The sequence below is a fragment of the Vreelandella alkaliphila genome (genome assembly GCF_016107625.1).
GTDB lineage: Bacteria > Pseudomonadota > Gammaproteobacteria > Pseudomonadales > Halomonadaceae > Vreelandella > Vreelandella alkaliphila.
The window spans coordinates 35,765-59,600 of record NZ_JABASV010000013.1; the positions used below are offsets into that span (position 1 = coordinate 35,765).

Consider the following 23,836-nt stretch of genomic DNA (forward strand, 5'->3'; position numbering starts at 1 on the left):
AGGGCACCTGGTTATATAAGCGTTGTAAACTCATAGCCGTAGAACTCTGAGCGCAAAAATGCACTGAAGTCACGCCTCCTTGAGGCATTCACGAAACAGTTTTGCGGCAGGGCCTAGCTCTCGACCAGAAGCGGAAAAGCAACCGATATCGCCAAAAGCCAGCGACTTTCCGAGCTTAAAAACCTTGAGTAGCCCCGCCTCTGCGAAAGGCGAAGCCGCCTCGTAAGGCATCAAAGCAACGGTTTCTTGATCTTGCATCAAGGTTAAATTCGTCAGAATGGATAAAGACTCGACAACATTGGAGGGAACGGTCAAACCCTCTTCGGCAAAAAGTTTATCGGCAGTACGTCTTAGTAATGACTCTCGAGTAGGCAGGACCCATGGAAAGGGATGTAACTTCTCAAGGGTTAACGATTGGCTTTCGTGCAGGGGATGTTTCGCACCGGCGACAATGCATAACTCTTCACTGTAGAGGGTTTCCACCGTAAGACTATTAGCCTCATCTCGCCAACGCCAGTCATCAGGAACACGTCCAACCACCAAGTCAACGTCGCCCACTTCCACTGCAGGAAACAGTTGATCCATCTGACCGACACGTAAAGACACCATGACGCTGGGTGCTCTTTGCTTAAGCAATCGGATTGCTTTTGGAAGCAAGGAAACTGACGCCGAAATCAACGTGCCGACGACGACATGACCACTGGTCCCCTCCTGAAAAGCATTCACTTCGTCTGTCAAGCTGCGCAGCTCTGCCATCAGCAGCTTTGCACGTTTCAAAACAAGCTCACCTAACTCAGTGGGAACGACCCCACGGTTCCCCCTGACGAGTAGCGGGCTGTCAAAATATACTTCTAAGTCATGTATCACTTTGCTAACGGCTGGCTGTGTCAAATTGAGCATCTGGGAAGCTCGTAGCATTGAGCCGCTTAAAACCACCTGCTCAAAGACCATTAGCTGATGAAATTTCAACTTACGTGTAATAGAGGAATCTGTGTATTTCATAGCTTTATGGCATACCGAGTGGTTGGCAATCTTTAGGTGAGCAAAACTCCATGGAATAGATCACGTAGTGCAGAACAGCGCTGCCAGCGTTAGAACCAGTCACGTTTCCAGGGAGCAACCACTCAAAAAGTGGATGACTGTAAGTACACCCTACTAACGGCAAGAAGGAAAGCTCATGATGCGGCGCTCCAATCCACAGAAAAGCCGCTACTAAAAAGTAGCGGCTTCATACTGCCAGCATGGCACTAACGTTTTAGAAGCTGAATACAGGAATGGCGGGATCGCGCATCATTTCTGCCATGGGGCCTGGCGCCGCAACACCAACGCCTTCAAGTAGATCTTCTTGGGTGTAATCGGTGTTAGGTAAGTAGATGGCACATACATCGACACTGACGCCTTCACCCATCAACATTTTCAACATACCTTCAGGTTTAACCTGCCCTGCAGGGTTACTGGGCGGGGTATTGACCGCTGCTTCACTTTCATAGCCATCTACCGCAAGATCACCCGCGGCGTCACACAGCAAGATATGTAGATCCGTGCCCTGCTGACGCATCGCATTGCCTAATATCATTGCCATTGATTGCGTCTGTACTGCGTCGCTGGTCAGAATCATTAACGCTTTATCGCTTTCGGCATCGTGGTTATCTGCGCTAGCCACCATCGGTACTAAAGCCAACACACCGGCCATTACTAATGTTTTATGCATCGTTATCTCCTTATCAATCTGTGCGATTTGTTGCTTTAAATGCTTTTCTGCGCTATTCCGACTCATACCAAGCGGTGTCAGGATTAACGTCATAACTCCAGGGCAATCCCGAATTACGCCACCCATCACGCGCCCTCACACCTTTTGAGTCACCTTCAGCAAGCGTACCCCCTTCAAAGCCATCGCTAACCGAATACACCTGCGAAAATCCCATCTCTGCGATCAGATCTGCAGCGGGTGCGCTGCGGGTTGCTCCAGAGCGGCACATTACGATGATCGGAGTATCGTCATTTGCTTGATGCGCCTCGAGCGCGGCACGGATTTGTTCGGCAAAATTGGCGTTACGAACCGTTGGCCATGTTTTGCTATCAGCATCGAACTGAGTCGTGTCCGTTAGTACCCATGGCACATGGATATCAGTGGGTTCTGCAAAACCGGTGAATTTAATTTCGACGGGATCACGCACATCAATCAACAATGCATCGTCTTCTTGCTGTAGCAGGTCATAGGCTTCGCGAGCGGTCACATACAAGCCCAACTGCGTTTCTCGATAAGAGGGCGTATCTTCAGCCTGAGCGACGGTGATTACACTCATGCTCAGTGCCATCAAGGCGGCAAGGGCAGAATTACGGTACGGAAGCTCAGCAAAATAGCTTGCAACTCCAGACATAACAAAATCCTCTAAAGAAATAACTCTATGGACTTAATATAGCTGGAAAGGTGCAGAACTACCTGCGGCGTTTTGTCACTAGCCAGAAGTAGGAGACTGTTAGCTAGCCTTGACGTAACAATGCCAGACACCATCGCTAACAGCCTTCGTTGTGCCTAAACGAAGCAGTTCGCTTTTAAGCATTCAGTGGCGTTAAAACAACGCCCCCAAACGACTGATGGTTTAACTAGCCTGCCGGATACAATAGCGATTAACATTCAATAGCATTAACGGCCAATCCACCTTTAGATGTTTCCTTATATTTATCAAGCATATCTCTCCCCGTATCGCGCATAGTACGAATGACCTTATCCAACGATATAAAGTGAGTACCATCACCATGCAACGCCATTTGCGCTGCATTAATGGCTTTTACGGTGGCAATAGCGTTGCGCTCGATACACGGCACTTGAACCAGCCCTCCCACCGGGTCGCAGGTTAATCCTAAATTGTGTTCCAGGCCGATTTCGGCCGCATGCTCTACTTGCTCGGGCGTTCCTCCCATCACATCCGCTAAGCCAGCTGCCGCCATGGCGCACGCCGAGCCAACTTCCCCTTGGCAGCCCACTTCCGCCCCGGATATCGACGCGTTCTTCTTACAGAGAATGCCAATCGCACCTGCCGCTAGTAGAAAATCCACAACGTTTTTCTCGCAGGCGTTGGGCTGAAATTTCATGTAGTAGTGCAAGACGGCAGGAATAATGCCCGCAGCACCGTTGGTGGGCGCCGTGACCATGCGCCCTCCTGCGGCATTCTCTTCATTAACCGCAAGGGCAAAAATATTCACCCACTCCATTGCTGAAAACGTCGATGCGATTAGGCAATCATTCTGTTCAGCCGCTAAAAGCCGCTGGTGAAGCAGCTTAGCTCTGCGTTTTACGTTTAACCCACCCGGCAATATCCCTTCATGGGTTAATCCATTGTCGATGCATTCACACATGACTTGCCAGATTCGCCATAGCTCATTTCTAACCTCATCTTCTGTCCTCCACACTTTCTCATTCTCTAGCATTAAGCGGCTAATACTCAGCTGCTCTTTTTTACATAATGCTAGCAGCTCTTCAGCTGTATCGAAGTTGTAGGGAATAGTTGCCCCATCAAAGTCCTCTAACGGCATATCTACCTGGGCTTGTTCAACAACAAAACCGCCCCCCACCGAGTAGTAGATATTTTCATGCAGCAATTCACCTTGATGTGTGAAGGCAGCAAGCCGCATGGCATTAGGATGATGAGGCAAACTCTCTTCATGGAAATAAATATCGCGATTCCAATCAAAAGCGATTGTTTTTTGGCGTCCAAGTTCTAATAACTGACTCTCTTTAAGCGACGCAATAGATGGCCCAATAATCAAAGGGTCAATCGTGTCGGGGCGCTCACCCATCAGCCCCATAATAATCGCGTGATCCGTTGCGTGCCCTACCCCCGTCGCTGACAGTGAGCCATAAAGATGAACGTCTAGATGGGCCACTTCATCAAAAAGGTCGGCGTCGCGTAGTGATGTAACATACTTAAAAGCGGCCTGCATGGGCCCGACGGTATGGGAACTGGAGGGGCCTACTCCAATCTTAAAAAGGTCGAAAGCACTGATAGGCATTGGAGCACCTCTTGACGTATAAACAGGGGAAAATCAGGCGATGCCTGAAAATTTCAATAAGTTATTTATGTATTAACAAATAAAATCAATCTAACTTTTATTGAAGATATCTTTATATTTATAAAATAATACTTTTAAGCACGACTTATTACACATAACCTCTCACACATAACAAGGGGTTACATATCGCTCTGGAAAAAGCTTAGCAGCGACAGCAACCCAACTATAAAAGCGTGTTCGAACTGTTTGCGTTTACTAACAGTAGAATTAGATAAAAAGCATTAGTTACCAAAAACCACCGTGCGGCCTGAATAAAAGAACACACGACGTTCCAAGTGATAGCTAATCGCTCTAGCCAGCGTCAGGCACTCGATATCCCTTCCCTTGGCAACCAGATCCTCTGGATAGTGGGTGTGATCCACTGGCTCGACCCCTTGAGCAATAATTGGCCCTTCATCAAGGTCATTATTAATATAATGCGCCGTTGCCCCCACCAACTTAACTCCTTTTTCGTATGCCTGATGGTAAGGCTTAGCGCCTTTAAAACCGGGCAGTAGAGAGTGATGAATATTGATAGCTCGGCCGGCTAATAGTTCACACATTGAGGGGGAAAGTACCTGCATATACCTTGCCAGCACCACCAGCTCAGCGTCAGTATCCGCGATGATTTCGCGTATCTGCGCTTCCTGCTGCAATTTCGTCTCGGGCGTGATCGGCAGGTAGTGATAGGGCAAATCGTGCCATGCTGCCAATGGCTCCAGATCAGGATGGTTGGAAATCACCGCTTTGATATCCAGCGGAAGCTGGCCCGTCCGATAACGGTAGAGCAGATCATTCAAGCAGTGATCGGCCTTGGAGACCATAATCACGGTGCCTGTGCGTTTGCCCGGCGCCGTCAGCTCAAACTGCATGTCGAATTCGCCTGCCCGCGCTGTAAAATCGGCGTGGAAGCGCTCTTCATGGAAGTCGTCTCGCTCTGGACGAAACTCGGCACGAATGAAAAAGCGTCCGCCAAGCCGGTCATCGAAAGAGTTGAGTTCAGTGATATAGCACTGCTGCTCTTTTAAAAAGCGCGTGACGACGTCCACCGTTCCCAAACGGCTTGGGCATTGGGCGGCAAGTATCCAGGTATCACTCATTCGGCTCATAATGCATGTATCTCTGTTAGCGGCAGAAGATAGCGGCCGAAACAGCGTTTCGGCCTGCCTGCTTATTGTTCTACGTTCACGCCATACTCTGCTGCTGCATCCAGTAGCCAGCGGTAGCAGTAGTCGGCAAAACTGCGCCGCACGACTAACTCCCAACGCTCCTCACTGGGCCGACGAAGGATGGTCGTGGCCTTGGCGAAAACGGTAGTAACGCCTTTGCCCACGGGAAAATGGCGGGGATGAACGTCGTAGATCACCGCTTTCATCAACAGCTCGCGGGCCGCCTCTCCGGTAATCTCTAACACCGTCTGCCCACCGCTGACATCGCTGATGGCGTAATGGGAGTCCCCCAAACGCTCCCGCAACTGCGTCTCTAGCGGGAACTCCTCACCGCTAGGCACAATCACCAGCCACTCGTCAGGAGAAAGCCACTGAATGGACCGCTCGCCGCTGGCATCCTGCACTAGCGCCTGGGGCTTGCCAGGCAGACTAATCCCCAGCACGTCGCGCACCGCCTCATCGAGAACGATGGCACCGCCTCGTAAGATCAGATGCCCAAGCATTGCCCGCTCGCGTAGCTGAACCCGACTTGAACTACCAGCACGAGGAGCGCCGCTATGACGGTAGCTAAAGGCTAACGGAGACTCTACCGGGATAGCGGTATCAGTACGGGTATCGAAAGTGGCCGCATTAGACATTTTGGCGCTCTCCCTTGGGATCATAAAAAACGGTGCTGACGATTTCAGCTTCGTGAACTTGGCCGTCTGCCATAGGCAAATAGACGGTTTCGCCCATTTTCTTGAGGCCGCCCTTAACCACCGCTAAGGCAAATCCAGAGTCCAGAGTTGGGCTGTAGTAGCTTGAGGTCACATGCCCCACCATGGGCATTGGGATCGCATGCTTGGGATCAAACACAATCTGGGCCCCCTCCTCCAGCACCACCGTTGGATCCTTCGGTTTGAGACCCACCAGCTGCTTGCGGTTTTCGCGCTTGGTATCCGTTCGCGTCAAGGCTCGCTTGCCAATCCAAGAGAAAGGCTTGTCGTAACCTACACACCACTGCATACCCAGGTCTTCCGGCGTCACCGAGCCGTCGGTTTCTTGGCCAACGATAATAAAGCCTTTTTCAGCGCGCAGGACGTGCATGGTCTCTGTGCCATAGGGCGTTAAGCCATACTTCTCGCCATGCTTGAACAGGGTCTGCCACACGTGCATGGCGTAGTTGGCTTGAACGTTAATCTCAAAGGTCAACTCACCGGTAAAAGAGATTCGATAGACACGCGCAGGCACCCCGGCCACTTTCCCCGCACGCCACTCCATAAACTTAAAGCTATCGCGGTCGAGATCGATATCCGTCATCTCAGCCAGCAGCTTGCGCGCTTCGGGGCCAGTGATCGTCATGGTGGCCCAGTGGTCAGTCACTGAAGAGAAGTAGACATCCAGTTCTGGCCACTCGGTCTGATGCCATAACTCCAACCATTCCAATATCGCTGCTGCACCACCGGTGGTGGTGGTCATCAAAAAGTGATTCTCAGCAAGACAGCTGGTTACACCGTCATCGGTGACCATGCCATCATCTTTGCACATCAAGCCATAACGGCACTTACCAACCGCCAGCTTCTCCCACTTGTTGGTATAGACACGCGCCAGAAATTCACGCGCATCCGGCCCTTGAATGTCGATCTTGCCAAGCGTCGAAGCATCGAGAATACCCACTTTCTCGCGCACCGCTAAACATTCCCGGGCTACCGCTTCGTGCATGGTCTCGGTCTTGCCATTCACCTTCTGTGGGTAGTACCAGGGACGCTTCCACTGACCGACATCCTCAAACTCGGCGCCGCGCTCAACGTGCCACTGATGAAGAGCGGTATAGCGCTCGGGATCGAACAGATCACGGCAGTGACGACCCACGATAGCGCCAAAGGTCACCGGCGTATAATTTGGCCGAAATACCGTGGTGCCCACCTCGGGGATGGAACGATTCAGGCAGCGAGCTGCAATGGCCATACCGTTAATATTGCCCAACTTGCCTTGATCGGTACCGAAGCCCATCGCGGTATAGCGCTTAATATGTTCGATAGACTCAAAGCCTTCCCGGGTAGCCAGTTCGATGCCCGCCGCAGTGACGTCGTTCTGCAGGTCGACGAATTGCTTCGGCCCGCGCAGCGTGGATTTCTCATGGGGAATCTGAAAAAGTGCCACCGCAGGCCCCTGCTGGAGGCGTTCAACGCTAGGCAGGTTAACCGGCTGAGCCGCGTGGCCTGTGGCTGCTGCTGCTTTAACACCAGCCTCAACACCCTCGGCAAGTACGTCTCCCAACGCATAGGTGCCATTAGCGCCACCGCAGGCATGAACGCCCTTCACTAGCCCTGGCACAAAGCCGAGGATATCGTCACGCCAAGTAGGCCGCGCGCCAGTATGGGAAGCCAAGTGGATGACCGGACTATAACCACCTGAGCTAGCAATAGTGTCGCAGGCCAACTCCTGGACTGGGCCGCTGACTCGGTAAGCGCCAATATCGATCTTGGCCACCCGAGCGGCAGTGACTCGGTTGCTGCCTTTCGCCTCGATAACGGCACTGCCGGTGATGATCTTGATACCTTGGGCGCGGGCGGCATCGACCCAATCCCCTGCAGGCGCTTCGCGGGCATCAACAACCGCCACCACCTCGCAGCCTGCTTCCTTCCAGTCTAAGGCGGCGCGATAGCCATCGTCGTTGCTGGTGGAGAGCACCAGTTGGCGGCCTGGCACGACACCATAGCGTCGAATGTAGGTAGAAACAGCGCTTGCCAATAGGTTGCCTGGAACGTCATTTCCCGCATACACCAATGGTCGCTCGTGAGCGCCTGTGGCTAGGATCACCTGACCAGCGCGAACTCGATGCATACGGGAACGTACCGGTCGGCGGCCATTGACGACAGGCGCCGTTTCGCCCAGATGCTCAGTACGCCGCTCGTGCAGTGTCACAAAATTGTGATCGTGATAGCCGTTAGCCGTGGTGCGTGGCAGCAGTGTGACGTTCTCACATCCGGCTAGCTCTTCAAGCACTCGAGCAACCCACTGGTCTGCCGACTTGCCATCCAGAGTTTCGCGGCTACCCAACAGTGATCCGCCCATCTCTTCTTGCTCATCGGCAACGATCACCCGCGCACCGCCACGGGCAGCAGCCAATGCTGCAGACAAGCCAGCAGCGCCAGCGCCAACGACCAGCACATCGCAGTGTTGATGAAGGTGGTCATAGCTATCTGGATCGGCTTCCATAGGGCTGCGGCCCAGGCCTGCCGCCTTACGAATGTACTTTTCGTAGGTCAGCCACATCGACGCCGGTGCCATAAACGTCTTGTAGTAGAAGCCCGGCGGCATAAATTGCCCACCTAACTTGCCTATCAAGCCCATCAAGTCGCGCTGTACATTAGGCCAACCGTTGGTGCTACAGGCGGCTAATCCATCAAACAGTGCTTGCTGGGTAGCGCGAACATTGGGTACCTGTGCCGCTTCGGTACTGCCTAATTGAACAATGGCATTGGGTTCTTCGGCGCCTGCGGCGACGATTCCTCGGGGGCGCGAATACTTGAAACTGCGGTTAACGATATCCACGCCGTTAGCCAACAGCGCCGAGGCCAGGGTATCTCCAGGGTGCCCTTGGTAACGCTGACCGTTAAAGGTAAAGCTCAACGTGCGAGAGCGATCGATTCGGCCACCTGTCTTTAGGCGGAACACTTGTTGCTTAGACTGACTCATGCCCGCACTCCTTCTTGATGGCTTACCGCTGCCGCCTCGCGAGGCTGCTTTTGGCTGTCGGCGGTAATCGTCGGCTGCTCGCCCATTTTGTAGGTCTCAAGAATCTCGTAGCTCACCGTGTGGCGCGTCACGTTGAAGAACTTGCGGCAACCCACCGCATGCACCCACATTTCGTGATGCACCCCTCTGGGATTGTTGCGGAAGAAAAGGTAGTTCCCCCACTCTTCATCGCTACACGCCTCGGGCTCTTTGGGTCGCTCAATATGCGCCTGGCCCTTGGGGTGAAACTCCTCTTCCTCACGGTGCTCGCCGCAGTAGGGGCAATAGATATAAAACATGGCGGATACTCCTCTCGTATTTACCCTAGTGGGCCACGCCGGCGGCGCCGTGCTCATCAATCAGCGCACCGCTATGGAAGCGGAACATGGAGAACGGCTCAGCAATGGGGTGCATTTCACCCTTAGCCAAGCTGGCAGCGAACACGTGACCCGATCCTGGAGTAGCTTTGAAGCCACCCGTGCCCCAACCACAGTTGAAGAACAACCCCTTCACCGGTGTTTTAGAGATAATCGGACAGGCATCCGGACAGGTATCGACAATACCGCCCCACTGACGATTCATACGCACCCGAGAGAAGATCGGGAACATCTCGACGATCGCCTGAAGGGTGTGTTCCACGGTAGGATAGCTACCGCGCTGACCATAGCCGTTATAGCCGTCAATGCCAGCGCCGATGACTAGGTCGCCTTTATCAGACTGACTGATATAGCCATGCACGTGATTAGACATCACCACGGTATCGAGAATCGGTTTGATCGGCTCGGAGACCAAGGCTTGTAGCGGGTGGGATTCCAAAGGCAACTGAAAGCCGCCCATATTGGCCAACACGCCAGAATTACCGGCGGTCACACAGCCCACTGTCTTGGCTTCGATATCGCCACGGTTGGTGTGCACACCGTAGATCCTACCGTCACGGATTTTGAAGCCGGTAACTTCGGTCTGCTGGAGAATGTCTACCCCGTGAGCATCAGCACCGCGCGCATAGCCCCAGGCCACAGCATCATGCCGCGCTACCCCAGCACGCGGCTGCCAGGAAGCGCCCATCACTGGGTAGCGAGCATTCTTGGAACAGTCCATGATTGGCACCAGCGCCTGCACACCTTTGGTGTCCAGCACTTCGCCATCAATGCCGTTTAGGCGATTCGCGTTAACCCGGCGCTGGATATCGCGCATATCCTGCAAGGTATGCCCCAGGTTGAGCACCCCTCGCTGGGAAAACATGACGTTGTAGTTAAGGTCTTGAGAAAGCCCTTCCCACAGCTTCATGGCATGTTCGTAAAGGGCTGCCGATTCGTCCCATAAGTAGTTCGAACGCACGATGGTCGTATTACGGGCGGTATTACCACCGCCCAACCAGCCCTTCTCGATCACCGCGACATTCTTGACACCGAACTCTTTGGCCAAGTAGTAAGCCGTGGCCAAACCGTGGCCACCACCACCGACGATGATCACATCGTACTGCTTCTTAGGCGTGGGATTGCGCCATTGGCGCTCCCAGTTTTCATGGTGGCTCAGCGCGTGCTTGACCAGGCCGAAGCCGGAATAGCGTTGCATAATGGTCTCCTTAGTTCAGCCGCGCCGGGCCTTGCCGGCAAGCCGATTCAAGCAATAGATTCGACGGCTTCAGCGACAGCTTCAGCATAGACAGGGTGCCGGGCACACACGTCACTCACTTTAGCCAGCACCTCGGCCTCGATGGCAGCGGTATCACTCCCAGCAGCTAATACGTCTAGGATGTCGCAAATCCAGCCAGCTAGTTCGCCACACTCTTGGGCATTGAAGCCACGCGTGGTGACCGCGGGGGTACCAATACGTAGACCCGATGTCACGAAGGGGCTCTGCGGGTCGTTGGGCACCGTGTTCTTATTAACGGTGATATGCGCGCGGCCCAATGCGGCATCCGCATCCTTACCCGTGACGCCCTGCTGGATAAGCGAGACTAAGAAAAGATGATCTTCGGTACCACCCGACACAACATCATAGCCACGCTCCATGAATACGTTGGCCATGGCTTGGGCGTTGTCAATCACCTGCTGCTGGTAACGCACAAACTCCTGGCTCATGGCTTCCTTGAACGCCACCGCTTTCGCCGCGATAACATGCATCAATGGGCCACCTTGCTGGCCTGGGAAGACCGCACCATTAAGCTTTTTGTAGAGCGCCTCGTCGCCATCCGCAGACAGAATCAGGCCACCGCGGGGGCCACGCAGTGTTTTGTGGGTAGTCGTGGTGACGACGTGGGCATGAGGCAGCGGGCTCGGATAAAGGTTAGCTGCCACTAAACCTGCAACGTGGGCCATGTCGACCATTAAGTAAGCACCCACTTCATCAGCGATAGTGCGGAAACGACGCCAATCCACCACGCGAGAGTAGGCAGAGAAACCGGCAATGATCATTTTCGGCTGATGCTCACGGGCCAAACGCTCAACTTCTTCGTAATCGATCTCACCGGTTTCCGGCTTGAGGCCGTACTGAACAGCGTTGTAGTGTTTGCCCGAGAAGTTAGGGGCGGCGCCGTGGGTTAAATGGCCGCCGTGGGCAAGGCTCATACCTAGAATAGTATCGCCAGGTTTGACGAGCGCCATAAACACAGCGGCATTTGCCTGGGCGCCGGAATGCGGCTGCACATTGGCATAATTGGCGCTAAATAAGTTGCAGGCACGCTCAATGGCTAAGGCCTCAACCTTGTCAACGAATTCACAACCGCCGTAGTAGCGACGGCCTGGATAGCCTTCCGCATACTTGTTAGTCAGTTGGGTACCCTGCGCTTCCATGACAAGTTGACTGGTGTAATTTTCGGAGGCGATCAGCTCAATATGCGCTTCTTGGCGTACCGTTTCTTCAGCAATTGCTTCTGCAAGCAAACTGTCGTAACTGGCCAAACGTGCTTTGGGGGAAAAATTACTTTGAAGCATTATCGCCTCCTGATGAGTGACTTTTTTATTAAGTGCTGGACGTTCTCTTTAACGCTGACAAACCAAGGTTCCTATCAACCGGGGTCTTTATTAACCAGAGTTACTATCAACCAAGGTTCCTATCAACGTTTTCTTACCGCGATACTATCGTTGGTTTCCTAGCCCAAGATACTTGTTGACGTCACCACTCGATGCATTTGCGACATCGACATCAATTAGCCAGGCTGCGCAGATAGACCGTCATTGATTACCCATAAAAAAGCGCCCTAAACGGCAAAAACCATAAAGGGCGCTTTACTGAAGTATTAAAAAATGACTGCGTTAAAAATCGACGACGAGGTCCCCTTTAGGACGACTGCAGCAAGATAGAATGTATCCTTCTGCGACATCCTCATCCGTAATGCCCCCGTTATGCTCCATATCCACCTCCCCCGACTTGAGCTCTACGCGGCAAGTACCGCATATCCCCATACCACATGCTTTGGGGATATGCAGACCCAACTTCGCCGCTGCAGCATGCACCGTTTCGCTAGGCTGAATGCGCACACTTTTGCCGGTCGATGCGAACTCAATGCTGTGCAAGTCATTGCTATCAACATTTTCAGCATCGACTTCTGCTTGCTCAGCCAGCTCACGCACATCATCACGAACGTCGACAGGCGTGGCGCCAAACGACTCTTCGTGATAATGGCTCATATCAAAGTTATGGTGCTGCAAAATACGCTTGATGGCGTTCATATAGGGAGTTGGGCCGCAACAAAAGATCTCCCTCTCCATAAAGTCCGGCACCATTAATTCGAATAACGGCTCGGTGAGATAACCCCGGTAGCCAGCCCACGCCTCTCCAATATCCTCTTTACTCTCACAGATAATATGCAGTTTGAACTCAGGGATACGCGAAAACATATGCACCAATTCACGGTGATAAATGACATCGCGGGGAGCTCGAGCACTATGTATAAATTCAACATCCACAGCGGCATTAGTATCAAAAAGCCAACGTGTCATGGACATTAAAGGGGTAATGCCAACACCGCCGGAGAGGAACAACACTTTCTCGGCGGGAAAGTCGATCGAGTTAAAGTTACCGACTGGCCCATGCACCACCAGCTCGTCGCCTATTTTTAAATTGGCATGCAGCCAATTGGAAACCTTGCCTCCCGGCACCTGCTTAACAGTGATCGAAAAGCTGTAAGGAATAGAGGGTGAGCTTGAGATTGTATAGGAGCGCATGATCGGCTGATTATCGATCTCAAGCTCAAGGGTCACAAACTGGCCAGGCTTGAAGAAGAACAGTACGGGTTGCTCCGCCATAAAACAGAACGTGCGTACATCTTGGGTTTCTTGGATCACCTTAACGCAACGTACCTGGTGGCGGCCGTTAGTCCAGGTTTGGGTCGTGACCGGGTTAAAGAAATTAGTTGTCATTATCGCCTCTGCCTGACCAGCCTTCATCGCTATGCATTACCGAACTGTATTCGCTATACAGCCCAGCACCGTTGATGTGCATTTTGGGGACGCTCCTCTTAGCCGACTTACCTGACAACGACGCGCACTTACCTCGTGCCACTCTTTATTGCTTAGAAAGCTCTTCTTTAGTCGCCGCTACGCCACCTGATGTCGCGGGCAGATAATTGGCAAGGATGTGCCTGCAACACAATCAGACACTGACATCAGGCCCCATTCGAATAAAACGCCAGGTTACGCAACAGAACAACAAGATAAACAATCTTGACTAACGGCCGCCACGCAGCCCTTGAGGGGGAAAGCGGAGGTTTACGAGGATACTGGTATGGAAAAAAGTGTTTCTAATATGATGGACGACCCACTCGCTGCGGCTCGTGAGTCAACGGCCCATATGCTGCAGGAAAGGGCGCGTACCTTTTCTCTTCCGCAACCGTTTTATAACGATGCCCGCCTGTTTGCTCTTGATATGCAAGAGATCTTCGAAAAAGAGTGGTTATTCGCAGGCATGACATGCGAGATCCCCTCCAAGGGTAATTTCATCACCTTGGATATTGGTGACAATCCCATCGTTATTGTGCGCGGTAGTGAAGGCGTTATTCATGCGTTTCACAATGTGTGCCGCCATCGCGGTTCGCGTCTATGCGTAAAAGATAAGGGCAAGGTGGCAAAACTCGTCTGCCCGTATCATCAGTGGACTTACGAGCTTGATGGCCGATTGCTGTTTGCCGGTAGCGACATGGGCACTGACTTCGACCTCAACCAGTTTGGCCTCAAGCCGGTCAACGTCCAAACAGCTGGCGGCTTCATCTTTATCAACCTGAGCGATGAACCACCTGCAATTGACGATTTTCTGACAACGCTTGAGCATTATCTCGAGCCGTACCAGATGGACAACGTCAAGGTTGCCACCGAATCCAGCATCGTCGAGCAAGCCAACTGGAAGCTGGTCATCGAAAACAACCGCGAGTGCTACCACTGTAACGGCGCGCACCCTGAACTGCTTAATTCGTTGCAGGAGTTTGATGATACCGACGATCCCCGCGCAACACCCGCTTATAAAGCGCTGGTGGCACGTAAACAAGCAGACTGGGATGCCGAACAGGTGCCCTACCAGTTAAAACGGTTTGGTAAACGCAACCGCCTGACGCGTACGCCACTGCTGGATGGCATTGTCTCCATGACAATGGATGGTAAGCCCGGCAGCAAGAAACTGATGGGGCGTTTATCAAGCCCCGACATGGGCTCACTGCGCATCCTTCATCTGCCCAACTCATGGAACCATTTCATGGGCGATCACGCAGTGGTATTTCGCGTGTTGCCAATCGGTCCGCAGCAAACCGTGGTAACTACCAAATGGCTGGTTCACAAGGATGCCGTGGAAGGCGTCGACTACGACCCCGAACAGCTTCGCCGAGTATGGGATGCCACCAACGACCAGGATCGCCAGCTCGCCGAAGAGAACCAGCGCGGCGTCAACTCAAAGGCTTATCAGCCTGGGCCTTATTCTGAAACCTATGAGTTCGGTGTTATCGACTTTGTCAATTGGTACGCCGCCCGCATGCTTGAGAATCTAGGCCACGAGGCTCCCGCATTGCAGCTAGCCCAAGGCTAGCGACGTCGCTTAACACAAGACACACAATTAACTGGCCCGCTTATGCGGGCCAGCTTATCGGCTCTTAAGATGCTTCAGAGCGGCTCAAACGGCAGGCAGCGTACTTGAACTCTGGAATCTTTCCATACGGATCCAGCGCTGGGTTAGTGAGTAGGTTCGCCGCCGCTTCTTCATAACAGAAAGGCACGAAAACCATCCCCTCGGGCATGCCCGGATCCGTCCTGACCTTGAGGGTGATGGCCCCTCGCCGAGTGGTGATTGTCAGGTCATCGCCTGGCGCCAAGCCCAGCCGGATAAGCTCAGCGGGCGCCAAGCTCGCCACGGCTTCCGGCTCCAGGTCATCGAGCACTTTGGCACGGCGGGTCATGGATCCGGTATGCCAGTGCTCTAACTGACGTCCAGTAGTTAGCACCGTCGGGTAGTCGTTATCGACTGGCTCATCCGGTGGCAGCGGGCGCGTAGGCGCGAACTTCGCCCGACCACTGACGGTTGGGAAGGCCTCACTGAAGACTACGTCTTGTCCCGGTACATCCTCCGCTGGACAAGGGTAGGTTACCGACTGCTCGCGCTCCAAACGCTCCCAGGAAATATGGTCGAGAGAGGCCATACCTTGTTTCATCTCGGCGAAAACGTCCTGCGGATGCTGATAATTCCAGTCGAGACCGAAGCGTTTGGCCATTTCCTGGATAATCCACCAGTCCGGCTTGGCCTGGCCCGGTAGCGGCAAGGCCGCACGCCCCATCTGCACTTGCCGATTGGTGTTGGTGACGGTGCCATCCTTCTCAGGCCAAGCGGAGGCAGGCAGAATGACATCGGCGAATTGAGCGGTTTCAGTGACAAAAAGATCCTGTACCACCAGATGTTCCAGCTTGGCCAACGCGGCCCGCGCATGGGCCAGATCCGGGTCGGACATCGCCGGGTTTTCACCCTGGATATACATGCCGCGAATGGTGCCCGCAGCGATAGCATCCATAATTTCCACCACGGTGAGACCCGGTGTGGGATCCAGTTTGGTATTCCACAGCTCTTCGAAAGCACTGCGTACCTGAGCATCGCTAACCGGCTGGTAGTCCGGCATTACCATGGGAATAAGGCCGGCATCAGACGCCCCTTGAACGTTGTTCTGCCCCCGCAGAGGGTGCAAGCCAGTCCCAGGGCGACCGGTTTGACCGCAAGCCAGCGCCAACGAAATCAAACAGCGGGCGTTGTCGGTCCCATGGGTATGCTGAGAAATGCCCATGCCCCAGAAAATCATTGCCCGCTCGGCGTTGGCATAAAGCCTGGCCACTTCGCGAATGGTCTCTGGCTCAACACCGCACAAACCGCTCATCGCTTCGGGGGTCATGTCCACCGTATGTGTCTTCAGTTCCTCAAAGCCCTCGGTATGCTCGGCGATATAGGCCGTGTCATAGAGCTCTTCGCTGATGATCACATTGAGCATGGCATTAAACAGCGCCACATCCGTACCCAGTGAAAAGCGAACGCTGCGATGGGCGTAGGCATCCAACGCCTGACCACGGGGGTCAAGAATCACTATCTTGGTACCGCGCTTGGCGGCCTGTTTAAAGAAGGTGGCCGCCACCGGATGATTTACTGCGGGGTTACAGCCGGTAAGAATCACTACATCGGCCTGACTGGCCTGCATAAAGGAAGCGGTTACTGAGCCTGAGCCGATACACTCCATGAGCGCTGCCACCGAACTGGCGTGGCACAAACGGGTACAGTGATCTACATGGTTGGAGCCAAAGCCGGTACGCACCAGCTTCTGGAACAGCCACGCCTCTTCGTTGGAGCACTTGGCACTGCCGAACCCCGCCAAGGCATCAGGGCCATGATTCACTTTAAGGTTTACAAGCCCGCTGGCGGCCACTTCAAGGGCTTCGTCCCAGCTCGCCTCGCGGAAATGCGTCAGGGGCTTGGCGGGATCGAAGTCTGGGTCGATTCCCTTTGCGACGCCCTCACGACGAATCAGCGGGGTAACAAGCCGAGATGGATGGCGCGGATAGTCATAGCCGAAGCGACCTTTAACACATAGTCGGTTCTCGTTTGAAGGACCATCGCGGCCCTCCACATAAAGGATCTTATCGTCTTTGATATGGTAGGTAAGCTGACAGCCAACCCCGCAGTAGGGACATACTGAGTCAACCTTACGGTCAGCCACAGCAGAGTCTCCGCACCCTTGCTCATCCACCAGGGTGGCAGGCATTAAAGCACCCGTGGGGCAAGCTTGAACACACTCGCCGCAAGCAACACAGGTGCTGTCCCCCATGGGGTCGTCGAAATCAAATACGATCTTAGACGCCGCCCCACGGTGAGCCATACCGATAACATCGTTAACCTGCACTTCGCGACAGGCACGCACACACAGATTGCACTCAATACAGGCATCAAGGTTAACGCGCATGGCAGAGTGACTGCTGTCTTGCTCCAGGCTACCCGCCCTAGGTGCCACATGATGCACGGTAGCCGTCTCACGCTCTTCGCGCTTGGGCAGCTTGCGGCGCACCGCCGTGGCATCAATGGCCAGCTGGTCAGCCATGGCCCAGAAATGGCTTGAGCTGTCGGGGCTCTCTTCGCGCTCAGGCTGGTCGACTAGCAGCATTTCCATGACCATCTTGCGGGCCGTGTGCGCGCGTTCAGAGCTGGCACTATTAACCACCATACCGGGTGCCGCTTCGCGCAGACAGCTTGCGGCCAAGGTGCGCTCGCCCTCGATCTCCACCATACAAGCACGGCAGTTGCCGTCGGCGCGATAGCCGCTGGCATCCTTGAAACACAGATGCGGAATGGTCTCGCCGGCGCGCTTGGCGACTTGCCAGAGGGTTTCACCGGGGTAAGCGCTGACGTCAACGCCGTCCAGGGTCAGGGTAAAGCTTTGGTTTAAGCTCGGTTCACTCATGCTGATCTCCCTTATCCCTTGACGATAACGTTCTGGGCAGCCAGTTCACTGCGAAAATCCTTGAGCAAGCCCAATACTGGGTTCGGTGCCGCCTGACCCAGCCCGCAAATTGAGGCATCTATCATCACTTGGGAAAGCTGCGTCATAAGTCCAGCATCCCATTCATTACGCTCAAGCAGGGTGAGCATTTTTTCGGTTCCCACCCGACACGGCGTGCATTGGCCACAGGACTCATCGGCAAAGAAAGCTAATAGGTTGGTAGCAACCCCGCGCAGATTGTCCTGATCAGAAAGCACGATCACCGCAGCGGAGCCAATAAAACAGCCGTGCTCCTGGAGGGTATCGAAGTCGAGAGGAATATTGGCTTTAGTGGCGGGCAGAATGCCGCCAGAGGCGCCACCAGGCAAATAAGCCGCCAAGCGGTGACCTTCCGCCATGCCGCCACAATACTCGTCAATTAACTCGCTTAGCGTAATGCCAGCAGGCGCCAGATAAACGCCAGGCTGCTTAACTCGCCCCGAAACCGAGAAACTACGCAGCCCCACGCGGCCATGGCGGCCCTGGCTGGAGAAAGCCTCAGCGCCGCGCTGCCAGATCATCGGAATCCAATAGACGGTCTCGACGTTATTGACCAGCGTTGGGCGATCAAAGAGCCCTTTCTGAGCCACAAACGGAGGACGATGGCGGGGCTTGCCCGGTTTGCCTTCCAGGGACTCAATCATCGCCGACTCTTCGCCGCAGATGTAAGCACCCGCGCCGCGGCGCAGCACGATATATCCCGGCGCCACTAGGCCAGCGGCCTCAAGCTCGCCAATCGCCTCGCGCAGCACGACATGTAACGCTGGATACTCATCGCGTAGGTAGATATACAGCGCCTCGGCGTCTACCGCCCAAGCACTGACCAAGGCACCTTCAAGAAACTGGTGCGGCGAGCGTTCCAGATAATAACGATCCTTAAAGGTACCGGGTTCGCCCTCGTCGGCATTGATGGCACAGTAGCGGGGGCCAGCCTCCTGGCGCACAAAGTGCCATTTCTTAAAAGTAGGAAAACCCGCGCCCCCTAAACCGCGAAGGTTGGCCTGCTGCACCGCTTCCATCAATGCTTCGACCGTTACTTCCCCGTTGCGGCAGGCCTGGAGCAATGCAAAACCACCCTCGCTGCGATAGCTATCAAGTCGTTGCCAATCGATAGGTTCGGGGTGAGTGTCGTCGGCATCGATAGCTGCCTGAACTTGAGCCGCATCGGCTCGACCTAAGTGGTGATGGCCGACCTCCACTACGGGTGCTGTGTCGCAGCGCCCCATGCATGGCGCGCGCAACACCCGCACCTGCTCGATATCGACGTTTGCTTCCAACTGCGCTTTAAGCGTCTCAGCGCCAGCTAACTGGCAAGCCAGAGAGTCACAAACGCGGATGGTCAACGCTGGGGGCACGTCCTGATCATCATGGATGACGTCGAAGTGAGCATAAAAGGTTGCTGTCTCATAGATCGCTGCCATCGGCAGGTTCATATAAGTTGCCAGGGCACGCAGGTCTGCCAACAACAAATGCCCTCGGGCATCCTGAAGAGCATGCAGATGCTCGATCAATAAATCGCGGCGGCGCAAGGTGGCATCGTTGCGTTCATCGCCCAGCAGCTCACGCAATCCCTCAAGACGGATGGGATCGAGTTCACGGCCGCGGGGCTTGCCGCGAAAGCGGCGCTTGGGGGTCACGGTCTGGACGGTCATGGGTCACTCATTATTATCTTGATCGGCGGTATACCGAATGAACGAAGACGGCACCCCGCGGGGTGCCGTCTAGGGTCTTACTATCTATCCTGAACTATCTATACCGAACTATCTATTTCTAACTATCTATCTCGTATCCCCTCCCTGCGGGCGGGCAGGTGCTTCCACCTTATGCAGGCACACTGCCGTGGGGATCAATGACAAATTTCTTGGCGGCTCCGCCATCGAAGTCGGCATATCCTTGGGGCGCCTGATCCAGAGTGATCATCTGTACATTTACCGCATCGGCGATCTTAACTTTACCGAATAGAATAGCCTGCATCAGCGGGCGGTGGTACTTCATTACCGGGCACTGTCCGGTATGAAAACTGTGGGATTTGGCCCAACCGAGGCCAAAGCGCATGCTCAAAGCACCTTGCTTGGCGGCATCATCAGCGGCACCTGGGTCTTCGGTCACATACAGGCCTGGAATACCGATTTGACCACCCGCGCGAGTTAGCGACATCGCCGAGTTAAGCACGGTCGCAGGTGCTTCTTTACCATGGTTGCAGCCGCAGGCGTGGGCCTCGAAACCAACACAGTCGACAAAGGCATCGACTTCGCGCTCGCCGAGAATCACCTCAATCTTGTCGGCCATGTCGCCGTCCTGGGTCAGGTCAATGGTCTCGCAGCCAAAGCTTCGCGCTTGGGCTAAACGGTCTTCGACCATATCGCCGACAATCACACAAGCCGCGCCAAGCAACTGCGCAGAAACTGCCGCCGCCAGGCCCACAGGGCCAGCACCCGCAATATAGACAGTACTGCCGGGGCCAACACCAGCAGTAACACAACCGTGGAAGCCGGTGGGGAAGATATCGGAAAGCAGGGTTAAATCTTTGATTTTCTCCATCGCTTGATCGGTGTCCGGGAACTTCAGCAAATTAAAGTCCGCGTAGGGAACCATGACATATTCGGTCTGGCCACCCACCCAGCCACCCATATCGACATAGCCATAAGCAGCCCCTGGACGAGAGGGGTTCACATTCAGACAGATGCCGGTACGACCTTCTTTACAGTTACGGCAGCGACCGCAGGCAATATTAAACGGCACAGAGACTAGATCGCCGGGCTGGATAAACTCGACGTCGCGACCACACTCCACCACCAAACCAGTGATTTCGTGACCCAGCACCAAGCCGGATGGCGCAGTGGTGCGGCCGCGCACCATATGCTGGTCGCTGCCACAGATATTGGTGGTGACGACTTTAAGAATGACGCCGTGCTCACACTTTCGATTACCGATGGCGAGCTCAGGATAGGCAATAGATTCGACGGCGACTTCACCCGGCCCTTTATAGACCACTCCGCGGTTGGCTGCATTCATGGCTAGCTCCTGTTGTTTATTGTTGTGCGCTTGATGGTGGATTGCGCTTTCCCACCCTATCCCCTCCGTGCCTAAGGACTTACCCCACAAAGGCACTCACATATCTATTCAAGACATCCTAGCCAAGACGAATAGCTAGAGGTCGCTTTCACGACACTCTTACCCTGAAACAGGCCCAACAATCCGTTGTGTCGGCGATGCAGGCGCATAGCCGATATCTAACAATAGCCACCAAGGACATCTAATGAAGAACAATGACGATCCTGTCCTGTCGCCCGGACAGGACAATACTCAGATAATGGGGTTAGATTTTCATAACCCCGTATTCCCACTCTCTGCTCTCGCCATTCTGCTATTCATTCTTTACGCACTGGTTTACCCGGATGCTGCTAACACGCATCTAGGGCTTGCCAAGAACTGGTCAATTGAACACTTTGACTGGCTGTTTATGATTGCAGGCAATACCTTTGTGGTGTTCTGCCTCGTACTGATTTGCTTGCCGCTCGGGCGAATTCGTTTGGGCGGCAGCGATGCCAAGCCGGAGTACTCGCGCACGTCCTGGTTCGCCATGCTTTTTGCGGCGGGTATGGGTATCGGCCTGATGTTCTGGAGCGTTGCTGAGCCAGTGGCCTACTACACCGACTGGTACGGTACGCCCCTCAATGCCCCCGCAGGCACGCCGGAAGGCGCTAGTGCTGCCATGGGCGCGACCATGTTTCATTGGGGGCTGCACCCCTGGGCAATCTACGCAGTCGTCGCACTCTCGCTGGCGTTCTTTGCCTATAATAAGGGCCTGCCACTCACGCTTCGCTCCGCATTTTATCCACTTCTAGGTGAGCATACCCGCGGCTGGGCAGGTCATATCATCGATATTCTTGCCGTACTCGCCACCATTTTCGGCCTAGCCACCTCGCTTGGCTTTGGCGCTACCCAAGCGGCAGGTGGGCTCGCCTATCTGTTCGGCATCCCCAACACTATTGGCACTCAACTGGCGATTATCCTAGTGGTCACGGTGATTGCACTATTCCCGGTATGGCGGGGTATCGACGGTGGCGTAAAGCTATTCTCAAACATTAATATGATCATCGCAGCGATACTGCTTCTATTCGTTGTGATCGCAGGCCCGACCCTGATGATATTGACAGGGATTGGCACCACAACGCTAGACTATGTAAGCCACCTTTTGCCGCTATCGAACTGGATTGGACGCGAGGACGACACCTGGTACCACGGCTGGACCATCTTTTACTGGGCGTGGTGGATCTCCTGGTCTCCGTTTGTCGGCATGTTTATCGCTCGCGTATCGCGTGGACGTACCGTTCGGGAGTTTCTAATTGCCGTACTGCTGGTACCAACGCTAGTCACCTTGGTTTGGATGAGCGCCTTCGGCGGCACAGCGCTTTTTCAGGCGACTAACGGCGTAGGCGAACTGGCCAACGGCATCGGTGATGTCTCGCTTGCCATGTTCCATATGCTGGAACAGTTGCCTCTCACCAGCATAACGTCAACACTAGCCATTATCCTGGTGCTGGTTTTCTTCATCACTTCATCAGACTCCGGCTCGTTGGTAATCGATAACATCACCGCCGGTGGCAAAACCGATGCCCCTAAGGGCCAGCGTGTTTTCTGGGCCGCACTTGAAGGTGTCATTGCAGGAGTGCTGTTGTATGGCGGCGGTAGCACCGCACTCAGTGCGCTTCAGGCGGGCGCGGTAGCCACGGGGCTGCCCTTCACACTGGTACTATTAATGATGTGCGTCAGCCTTTACGTAGGCCTTAATAAGGAGTGGCAACAGCTTAACGCGATACCCAAAACCGCCAAGTAACCTCCCCCGCAACCGCCCGCTCAACTAGCGGGCGGTTGCTCTCTTTTACCGACCAGGAACCAAGACAATGCAGTCAAATTCTTACCAGCGCGGTCTGGCCATGGTGATACTGGGCGTGGTGTTCCTCAGTTTCGACGGTCTGCTGATCCGCCTAGCCAATACCGATGGCTGGACTATCGTATTCTGGCGCGGTTTTTTGATGTTCTGCGTACTGGGAGTCCTGTGCTGTGTGGGTAATCGATTAGGGGCACTGAGAAGCCATCCGTTTTCGTCACTCGCCTCAGCGCTGCTGCTGGGTCTAATGTCGAGCCTCTTCGTACTCGCAGTGATGAACGCCAATGTGGCCAACGTGGTAGTAATACTGAGCACAGCGCCACTGTTTGCCGCACTGTTTTCACGAGTTTTCCTACATGAAAAGGTGCCGCTAAGAACGTTGGTAGCCATTGCCGTCTGCATGCTGGGTATGGGTTTGGTGTTCTTGGGCGAAGGAGCCATGGGAATGCTGGCGGGTAACCTGTATGCCTTAACGGCTGCGGCGGCCATCGGCGGTAACCTGACCTTGCTACGCCGCTATCCAGCCATTGACCCCATGACGGTGATTGCTGGTGGCGGACTGCTCTCAGCAGCAATTGCTCTGCCCATGGCCTCACCGCTGGCGCTTGATGCCGAGCGTTATGGCGTGCTGGCACTGATGGGGCTAGTGCAGATGCCCCTGGCCACGGTGCTGATCAATAGCGCCACCCGCTACCTGCCGTCTACCGAGGTGGCACTGTTTTACCTGGTGGAAACCGCATTGGGCACACTATGGGTTTGGTGGCTACTAGGCGAGACGCCGACGGCATCAACGCTACTGGGCGGGGCCATCGTCATCACGGTACTAGTACTACACGCCTGGATGGGTTTACACCTGGAAAGACAGCGCCTGCGGCTTTATCCAGGCTTTACTGGCAAGTAGGTCATAACAACATAGAAGAAGATAACGACAGAGAACGTAAAGACTTAAAACGTAAAGGCTTCGAAAATAAAGACTCAGAGATTAAACAATAGATAACAAGAAGCCCG

General features: G+C 54.2%; 17 protein-coding genes and 1 pseudogene. 3 read left to right on the forward strand and 15 right to left on the reverse strand.

Annotation, left to right across the window (positions count from 1 at the left end):
• Window positions 1-69: 69 nt before the first annotated feature.
• The 12 genes and pseudogenes from JFC11_RS16395 to JFC11_RS16445 form a co-directional block, all read right to left on the reverse strand.
• Window positions 70-777 carry a LysR substrate-binding domain-containing protein gene (locus tag JFC11_RS16395; RefSeq protein ID WP_232482948.1) on the reverse strand — a complete coding sequence of 236 codons (708 nt, stop codon included), beginning with the start codon at window positions 775-777 and terminating at the stop codon, window positions 70-72.
• An 18-nt stretch (window positions 778-795) separates the two neighbouring features.
• Window positions 796-1,002: pseudogene (locus tag JFC11_RS19125) on the reverse strand (helix-turn-helix domain-containing protein); the annotation flags it as partial.
• A gap of 253 nt (window positions 1,003-1,255) precedes the next feature.
• Window positions 1,256-1,711, reverse strand: coding sequence for a DsrE family protein (locus tag JFC11_RS16400; protein ID WP_198350082.1), 456 nt, complete (start codon window positions 1,709-1,711; stop codon window positions 1,256-1,258).
• Window positions 1,712-1,763: 52 nt separating this feature from the next.
• Complete coding sequence (locus JFC11_RS16405; RefSeq protein WP_051626411.1) at window positions 1,764-2,381, reverse strand: rhodanese-like domain-containing protein; 618 nt, start codon at window positions 2,379-2,381, stop codon at window positions 1,764-1,766.
• Window positions 2,382-2,631: 250 nt separating this feature from the next.
• Complete coding sequence (locus JFC11_RS16410; RefSeq protein WP_198350083.1) at window positions 2,632-4,014, reverse strand: L-serine ammonia-lyase; 1,383 nt, start codon at window positions 4,012-4,014, stop codon at window positions 2,632-2,634.
• Between the two features lie 281 nt (window positions 4,015-4,295).
• Entirely contained in the window at window positions 4,296-5,162 is an 867-nt protein-coding gene (gene purU, locus JFC11_RS16415; protein ID WP_198350084.1) for a formyltetrahydrofolate deformylase, read from the reverse strand.
• 62 nt (window positions 5,163-5,224) lie between these two features.
• Window positions 5,225-5,860 (reverse strand): sarcosine oxidase subunit gamma, encoded by a 636-nt coding sequence (locus tag JFC11_RS16420; protein ID WP_193061701.1) that lies wholly within the window; start codon window positions 5,858-5,860, stop codon window positions 5,225-5,227.
• Window positions 5,853-8,903 (reverse strand): sarcosine oxidase subunit alpha family protein, encoded by a 3,051-nt coding sequence (locus tag JFC11_RS16425; protein ID WP_198350085.1) that lies wholly within the window; start codon window positions 8,901-8,903, stop codon window positions 5,853-5,855. The genes JFC11_RS16420 and JFC11_RS16425 overlap by 8 nt, the downstream gene beginning before the upstream one ends.
• Window positions 8,900-9,241 (reverse strand): sarcosine oxidase subunit delta, encoded by a 342-nt coding sequence (locus JFC11_RS16430; RefSeq protein WP_038480866.1) that lies wholly within the window; start codon window positions 9,239-9,241, stop codon window positions 8,900-8,902. Before JFC11_RS16430 ends, JFC11_RS16425 begins: the two co-directional genes overlap by 4 nt.
• A gap of 25 nt (window positions 9,242-9,266) precedes the next feature.
• Window positions 9,267-10,517 carry a sarcosine oxidase subunit beta family protein gene (locus tag JFC11_RS16435; RefSeq protein ID WP_083000851.1) on the reverse strand — a complete coding sequence of 417 codons (1,251 nt, stop codon included), beginning with the start codon at window positions 10,515-10,517 and terminating at the stop codon, window positions 9,267-9,269.
• 47 nt (window positions 10,518-10,564) lie between these two features.
• A complete protein-coding gene (gene glyA / locus JFC11_RS16440; RefSeq protein WP_089039312.1) occupies window positions 10,565-11,878 on the reverse strand; it encodes a serine hydroxymethyltransferase in 1,314 nt (437 codons plus the stop codon).
• Between the two features lie 321 nt (window positions 11,879-12,199).
• Complete coding sequence (locus tag JFC11_RS16445) at window positions 12,200-13,306, reverse strand: FAD-binding oxidoreductase (protein ID WP_120387294.1); 1,107 nt, start codon at window positions 13,304-13,306, stop codon at window positions 12,200-12,202.
• A gap of 364 nt (window positions 13,307-13,670) precedes the next feature.
• On the opposite strand from JFC11_RS16445, the gene JFC11_RS16450 reads away from it, so the two are divergent.
• Complete coding sequence (locus tag JFC11_RS16450) at window positions 13,671-14,957, forward strand: aromatic ring-hydroxylating oxygenase subunit alpha (protein WP_198350086.1); 1,287 nt, start codon at window positions 13,671-13,673, stop codon at window positions 14,955-14,957.
• 64 nt (window positions 14,958-15,021) lie between these two features.
• On the opposite strand, the gene fdhF is transcribed toward JFC11_RS16450, so the two are convergent.
• From fdhF to fdhA, 3 genes are all read right to left on the reverse strand, one after another.
• On the reverse strand, window positions 15,022-17,856 hold the full coding sequence (gene fdhF, locus JFC11_RS16455) for a formate dehydrogenase subunit alpha (protein ID WP_198350087.1): 2,835 nt from the start codon (window positions 17,854-17,856) through the stop codon (window positions 15,022-15,024).
• A gap of 11 nt (window positions 17,857-17,867) precedes the next feature.
• The gene (locus JFC11_RS16460; RefSeq protein ID WP_198350088.1) at window positions 17,868-19,586 is read right to left on the reverse strand and encodes an NADH-ubiquinone oxidoreductase-F iron-sulfur binding region domain-containing protein; all 1,719 of its coding nucleotides are present in this window, start codon (window positions 19,584-19,586) and stop codon (window positions 17,868-17,870) included.
• A 169-nt stretch (window positions 19,587-19,755) separates the two neighbouring features.
• Window positions 19,756-20,949: a formaldehyde dehydrogenase, glutathione-independent gene (gene fdhA / locus JFC11_RS16465; protein ID WP_009724036.1), complete on the reverse strand. Its 1,194-nt coding sequence runs from the start codon at window positions 20,947-20,949 to the stop codon at window positions 19,756-19,758.
• 244 nt (window positions 20,950-21,193) lie between these two features.
• Here fdhA and JFC11_RS16470 point away from each other — a divergent pair, with 244 nt between their 5' ends.
• Together JFC11_RS16470 and JFC11_RS16475 are read left to right on the forward strand one after the other, a co-directional pair.
• Complete coding sequence (locus tag JFC11_RS16470) at window positions 21,194-22,774, forward strand: BCCT family transporter (RefSeq protein ID WP_198350089.1); 1,581 nt, start codon at window positions 21,194-21,196, stop codon at window positions 22,772-22,774.
• A gap of 67 nt (window positions 22,775-22,841) precedes the next feature.
• A complete protein-coding gene (locus tag JFC11_RS16475; protein WP_038480844.1) occupies window positions 22,842-23,729 on the forward strand; it encodes a DMT family transporter in 888 nt (295 codons plus the stop codon).
• Window positions 23,730-23,836 lie beyond the last annotated feature (107 nt).

Coding starts and splice junctions, on each gene's coding strand:
- fdhF (WP_198350087.1), bottom strand. CDS start 17,856: ATGAGTGAACCGAGCTTAAACCAAAGCTTTACCCTGACCCTGGACGGC.
- JFC11_RS16410 (WP_198350083.1), bottom strand. CDS start 4,014: ATGCCTATCAGTGCTTTCGACCTTTTTAAGATTGGAGTAGGCCCCTCC.
- fdhA (WP_009724036.1), bottom strand. CDS start 20,949: ATGAATGCAGCCAACCGCGGAGTGGTCTATAAAGGGCCGGGTGAAGTC.
- JFC11_RS16435 (WP_083000851.1), bottom strand. CDS start 10,517: ATGCAACGCTATTCCGGCTTCGGCCTGGTCAAGCACGCGCTGAGCCAC.
- JFC11_RS16400 (WP_198350082.1), bottom strand. CDS start 1,711: ATGCATAAAACATTAGTAATGGCCGGTGTGTTGGCTTTAGTACCGATG.
- JFC11_RS16445 (WP_120387294.1), bottom strand. CDS start 13,306: ATGACAACTAATTTCTTTAACCCGGTCACGACCCAAACCTGGACTAAC.
- purU (WP_198350084.1), bottom strand. CDS start 5,162: ATGAGCCGAATGAGTGATACCTGGATACTTGCCGCCCAATGCCCAAGC.
- JFC11_RS16430 (WP_038480866.1), bottom strand. CDS start 9,241: ATGTTTTATATCTATTGCCCCTACTGCGGCGAGCACCGTGAGGAAGAG.
- glyA (WP_089039312.1), bottom strand. CDS start 11,878: ATGCTTCAAAGTAATTTTTCCCCCAAAGCACGTTTGGCCAGTTACGAC.
- JFC11_RS16425 (WP_198350085.1), bottom strand. CDS start 8,903: ATGAGTCAGTCTAAGCAACAAGTGTTCCGCCTAAAGACAGGTGGCCGA.
- JFC11_RS16450 (WP_198350086.1), top strand. CDS start 13,671: ATGGAAAAAAGTGTTTCTAATATGATGGACGACCCACTCGCTGCGGCT.
- JFC11_RS16405 (WP_051626411.1), bottom strand. CDS start 2,381: ATGTCTGGAGTTGCAAGCTATTTTGCTGAGCTTCCGTACCGTAATTCT.
- JFC11_RS16475 (WP_038480844.1), top strand. CDS start 22,842: ATGCAGTCAAATTCTTACCAGCGCGGTCTGGCCATGGTGATACTGGGC.
- JFC11_RS16420 (WP_193061701.1), bottom strand. CDS start 5,860: ATGTCTAATGCGGCCACTTTCGATACCCGTACTGATACCGCTATCCCG.
- JFC11_RS16470 (WP_198350089.1), top strand. CDS start 21,194: ATGAAGAACAATGACGATCCTGTCCTGTCGCCCGGACAGGACAATACT.
- JFC11_RS16460 (WP_198350088.1), bottom strand. CDS start 19,586: ATGACCGTCCAGACCGTGACCCCCAAGCGCCGCTTTCGCGGCAAGCCC.